Origin of the sequence: Streptomyces sp. NPDC007095 (assembly GCF_040634475.1) — a bacterium.
In the GTDB taxonomy this organism is placed as follows: domain Bacteria; phylum Actinomycetota; class Actinomycetes; order Streptomycetales; family Streptomycetaceae; genus Streptomyces.
The window spans coordinates 1-4,307 of sequence record NZ_JBEYFS010000436.1; the positions used below are offsets into that span (position 1 = coordinate 1).

General features: G+C 72.8%; 5 protein-coding genes. 4 read left to right on the forward strand and 1 reads right to left on the reverse strand.

Annotation, left to right across the window (positions count from 1 at the left end; all coding sequences use genetic code 11):
• Positions 1-128: 128 nt before the first annotated feature.
• Positions 129-1,133, reverse strand: a complete 1,005-nt coding sequence (locus tag ABZ656_RS56760; RefSeq protein WP_101404780.1) for a LacI family DNA-binding transcriptional regulator — start codon at positions 1,131-1,133, stop codon at positions 129-131.
• 227 nt (positions 1,134-1,360) lie between these two features.
• Here ABZ656_RS56760 and ABZ656_RS56765 point away from each other — a divergent pair, with 227 nt between their 5' ends.
• From ABZ656_RS56765 to ABZ656_RS56780, 4 genes are all read left to right on the forward strand, one after another.
• Positions 1,361-2,260 (forward strand): amidohydrolase, encoded by a 900-nt coding sequence (locus tag ABZ656_RS56765; protein ID WP_101404779.1) that lies wholly within the window; start codon positions 1,361-1,363, stop codon positions 2,258-2,260.
• Entirely contained in the window at positions 2,257-2,769 is a 513-nt protein-coding gene (locus ABZ656_RS56770; RefSeq protein WP_101404778.1) for a cysteine dioxygenase family protein, read from the forward strand. The genes ABZ656_RS56765 and ABZ656_RS56770 overlap by 4 nt, the downstream gene beginning before the upstream one ends.
• Positions 2,770-2,900: 131 nt before the next feature.
• The gene (locus tag ABZ656_RS56775; protein WP_360280409.1) at positions 2,901-3,566 is read left to right on the forward strand and encodes a carbonic anhydrase; all 666 of its coding nucleotides are present in this window, start codon (positions 2,901-2,903) and stop codon (positions 3,564-3,566) included.
• A 212-nt stretch (positions 3,567-3,778) separates the two neighbouring features.
• Entirely contained in the window at positions 3,779-4,216 is a 438-nt protein-coding gene (locus ABZ656_RS56780; RefSeq protein WP_168492341.1) for a hypothetical protein, read from the forward strand.
• Positions 4,217-4,307 lie beyond the last annotated feature (91 nt).

A 4,307-nucleotide genomic window follows, 5' to 3' on the forward strand; every position in this document is an offset into this window, starting at 1 on the left:
GAAGCCGATGAGGATGGGCGGACGACGAGCACCGCCGGGTTGGACACCACGGCCGAAGCCGGGCCGGCGAGCGCGGTGAGGGGCCCCCTGGGACGGGTAGGGGCGGCGGGGGCGGAAACCCCGTGGGGCTACACCCGGACCGCTGAGCCCCGTTCACTCATCCTCGGCGCGCACAGGATCCGCTTCTTCCGGACCCGTTTCCCCTCGATCGCCGCCACGGTCAGGCGTGCGGCCTCCGCGGCGATCTCCGGGAGGCCCCAGTCCACCGTGGTCAGCGGCGGGGTGAGGACCCGTGACACGGGGTGGTCGTCGAAACCGACCACGGAGACGTCCCGGCCGACGGAGAGCGAGGCCTCGGCGGCGGCGGCGTACACCCCGTACGCCAGTGAGTCGGAGAAGCAGAAGACGGCGGTCGCGGGCCGGGGCCCGTCCAGGAGACGTCGGGCGACGACTGTGGCCTCGCCCAACTCCTGCGGGCAGGGGACCAGTTCGGCACGCAGCCCGAGCCGTTCGGCGGCCTCGCGGACGTACACGTCGGCGGGCCGGTCGGGCGTGCTCGGCCGGGTCGGGGTCAGCACGGTCACCCGGCGGTGGCCGAGCCCGTGCAGATATTCCAGGACGGAGTCGATGCCGGCCCGGTTGTCGAAGATGACCTGCCCGGCGGTACGGGCCGTGCTGAGCGAGTCGCCGACGGCCACCACCGGCAACGCCTCGGCGATCGCCGCCCACCCCTCGGCCGAGGGGTTCACCGGCGACACCAGCAGCGCGTCGACACGCTGGTCGCGCAGCTGCTTGGCGAGCTTCAGCTCACGGTCGGGGTCACCGCCCGCGTCGAGGATCAGCGCGTAGCGGTCGCCGGCCAGCAGCTCCCGGCCGATGGCGGCCATCAGCTGCTGCTGCCAGAGGTCCTGGAGGTCGCCCGCGAGGACACCGACCATGCTGGTGCGACCGCTGGCGAGGGCGCGGGCGATGGGGTCGGCCTCGTAACCGAGGTCGGCGGCGGCCTTGCGCACCCGTTCCTCCGTCTCCTTCGAGACGTGCTTGCCACGCAGGGCGTAGGAGACGGCGGCGGTGGAGAGGCCCGTGGCCTCGGCCACCTCCCGGAGGGTGGTGCGCTTATTGGGCCTGGCCATGTCGGGAAGCCTACCGGGACGCGTCCACATTGTGGGCGCACGGCCCGGCCGGCCCCTGACCGATCCTCCGACGGACCCCACGCCCACACCTCGCCCGCACCCCGCCTCCACCCCCACCCACACCCCGTCCCCGCCCCGTCCGCACGCTTGACGCCTCCTTGTTAACCGCTTAAGTTAATCGCATCAGTGAAGCGCTTAACATCTGTACACCCAGCGAGGACCGCCGCGTGCCCACCGACGTCCACCAGCACATCTGGCCGCCCGCCTTCGTCGAGCTGCTGCGCGCCCGCACCGCACCGCCGTACCTCGACGGCTGGACCCTGCACCTGACGGGCGAGCCGCCGTACGAGGTCGACCCGGCCGACCACGACGTCGCGGCCCGCACCGCGCTCGCCCACGCCGACGGCCTGGACCTGGCCCTGGTCTCCCTCTCCAGCCCGCTCGGCATCGAACACCTGCCGTCCGCCGAGGCCGCCCCGCTGCTCGCCGCCTTCCACGACGGCGCCCTCGCGCTCCCGGCCCCCTTCGGCGTCTGGGCCTCGGCCTGCCTGTCGGAACCGGACACGGACCCGGACGCGGTCGAGCGCGAACTCCGCCGGGGCTGCGCGGGCCTCCAGCTCCCCGCCACCGCCCTGCCGGACGCGGCCGGCTGGGACTTCTGCGCGCCCCTCCTCGACGTCCTCACCCGCCACGACAAGCCGCTGTTCGTCCACCCGGGCACGGCCCCGCCCACTCCCGGCACCCCGCCCTGGTGGCCCGCGCTGGTCCCGTACGTCCACCAGATGCACGCGTCCTGGTTCGCCTTCCGCGCCTTCGGCCGCGCCCGTCACCCCCGTCTGCGCGTCTGTTTCGCCGCCCTCGCGGGCCTCGCCCCGCTGCACGGCGAACGGTTCGCGGCGCGCGGCGGCGGGCGTGGCGAGGTCGACTTCGACGCCTTCTACGAGACCTCGTCGTACGGGACGCGCGCCGTGGACGCGCTGGTGCGGGCCGTCGGCATCGACGTGGTCGTCAGCGGCAGCGACCGCCCCTACGCCTCCCCCACCGTCCCCGACCTCGGCGCGGCCGCCGCCGTCCACGCCCTGCGCACCGCCAACCCCGCCCGCCTCCTGAAGGGAGCCACCCCATGACGTACGAGGCCCTGCCGGACCGCACGCTCGACAAGCGCGAGCTCCAGGCCCTCGTCGACGACCTCGCCACCCGCCCCGAACTCTGGCGCGAACAGGTCGCGTTCTCCGACGAGGAGCGGCACTACGCGTCGCTGTACCGCGACGAGTACGTCGATGTCTGGCTGCTGTGCTGGACCCGGCGCAACGACACCGGCTGGCACGACCACGACATCTCCTCCGGCGCGGTCGGCGTCGTGCAGGGCGCGCTGACCGAGTCCAACCCGCGCATCGGCGGCAGCCATCTGTCCGTCACCGTCGGCACGGGCGAGTCCTTCTGCTTCGGTCCCGAGCACATCCACCGTCTCACCGGCGCCACCGACGACGCGGTGTCGATCCACGCGTACTCGCCGCCGCTGTGGCGCCTGGGCCAGTACGACATCACCGAGGACGGCCTGATGCGCCGGATCTCCGTCTCGTACGCGGACGAACTGCGGCCCCTGGACCTCCCCGCGGACAGTTCCGCCGCCTGATCAAGGGGCGGTATCCCGGCAGCGATGATCTGACGACGATTCAATCAAGGATCATTAAATCGGCACTCAGGGTGAGCATGCACGTGCGTACGGTGATCAAGCGCTACAAGCACAACTCCTGAGGGAGCGTCATGCCCTCGAACCGCAGGGCCTTTCTGGCGGCGACCACCGCCTGCGTACTCACCACCGCCGCGTCGGCTCCGGCCGTCGCCTCACCCCGCTCCCGGCCGACGACCGCCCGCGCGGCGCTCGACGAACTCCTCACGGGCAACAGGCGGTACGCCGCCGGACGTCCCCGTCATCCGCACGAGGAGCGCGCCCGGCGGCATGTCCTCGCCGCCGGGCAGCACCCGTTCGCGGTCGTCGTCGGCTGCATCGACTCCCGCGTCCCGCCCGAACTGGTCTTCGACCAGGGGATCGGGGACCTGCTCTGCATAAGGACCGCCGGGCAGGTGCTCGACGAGGCGGTCCTCGCGTCCGTCCAGTACGGGGTGGAGGAGCTGGGCGTTCCCCTCGTGCTGGTGCTGGGGCACGAGCGCTGCGGGGCCGTCGCGGCGACGCTCGAACACCTCCGCACCGGGGCGCCCGTGCCCGGCCATCTCGGCCTTCTGGTGGACGAGATCACGCCCGCGGCGCTCCGTACCCGGGCGATGCCCGGGGACTGGGCCGACCACACCGTGCGGGCGCACGCGGCCTGGGTCCGGGACGCGATCCGGGCGGACCCGGCCTTCACCCCGGCGCATGTGGCCGCCGCACGGTTCGACCTCGACTCCAGCCTGGTCACCCTCCTCCCCTAGAGCGTGTCCGGCGGATGTCGGGTCTCATGGAGCGTGTCCGGCGGATGTCGGGTCTCATGGAGCGTGTCCGGCGGATGTCGGGTCTCGCGGCGGTCGACGCGACCGGCGCGCTCGGGGTACTGGCCCCGGCTGCGCCCCGGGGGTGCAGCCCAGCCCCGACAGGGGGGCTATCCCCAGTGCCACGGGGGCCGTCGCTCCCTAACCTGGACAGCATGACCGGTAGGGAAGCGGGCGGCGACGCCGAACTGAAGAAGGAACTCGACGCCACCCTGCACGCACGCAGGGAGTTGGGCGAGGAATACGAGTCCGCGCTCGTCGACTCGTTCCTGGAGAAGGTCGAACAGCGCCTCGACGGCGCGGTGGACCGCCGGGTACGGCGGCAGCTGGCCGAGCAGCAGATGGTGGTGGCCCGCGGTACGCGCTCCCCGGAGGGGACGTCGGATTCGTGGGGGGAGCGCTTCGGCTTCGGGATCGTGTCACTGGTCCTGGCGGTCCCTCTGTCCGCGATCGGCGGCGGCGTGGCGCATCTGTCCGGCCTGTTGGTCGCCTGGGCCGGCATCGTGGGCGTCAACGTGGTCCAGGCCGCGCGCGTCACCCCGAACTTCTTCGGCCGCCGCAGGGGCAAGTCGGGCTCCGACTGGGAGGACTAGGCCCTGTCGTCAAATTCCCGTCCGCCCCGCGACGCCATGCACGCACTCTCACCGCACCAGGCACAGACCCGAGTACGTCCAGTACGAGGGC

What these genes read in the sequence shown, in the direction of transcription:
- ABZ656_RS56760 (WP_101404780.1), bottom strand. Translation starts at nt 1,133, where the DNA reads ATGGCCAGGCCCAATAAGCGCACCACCCTCCGGGAGGTGGCCGAGGCC.
- ABZ656_RS56770 (WP_101404778.1), top strand. Translation starts at nt 2,257, where the DNA reads ATGACGTACGAGGCCCTGCCGGACCGCACGCTCGACAAGCGCGAGCTC.
- ABZ656_RS56775 (WP_360280409.1), top strand. Translation starts at nt 2,901, where the DNA reads ATGCCCTCGAACCGCAGGGCCTTTCTGGCGGCGACCACCGCCTGCGTA.
- ABZ656_RS56780 (WP_168492341.1), top strand. Translation starts at nt 3,779, where the DNA reads ATGACCGGTAGGGAAGCGGGCGGCGACGCCGAACTGAAGAAGGAACTC.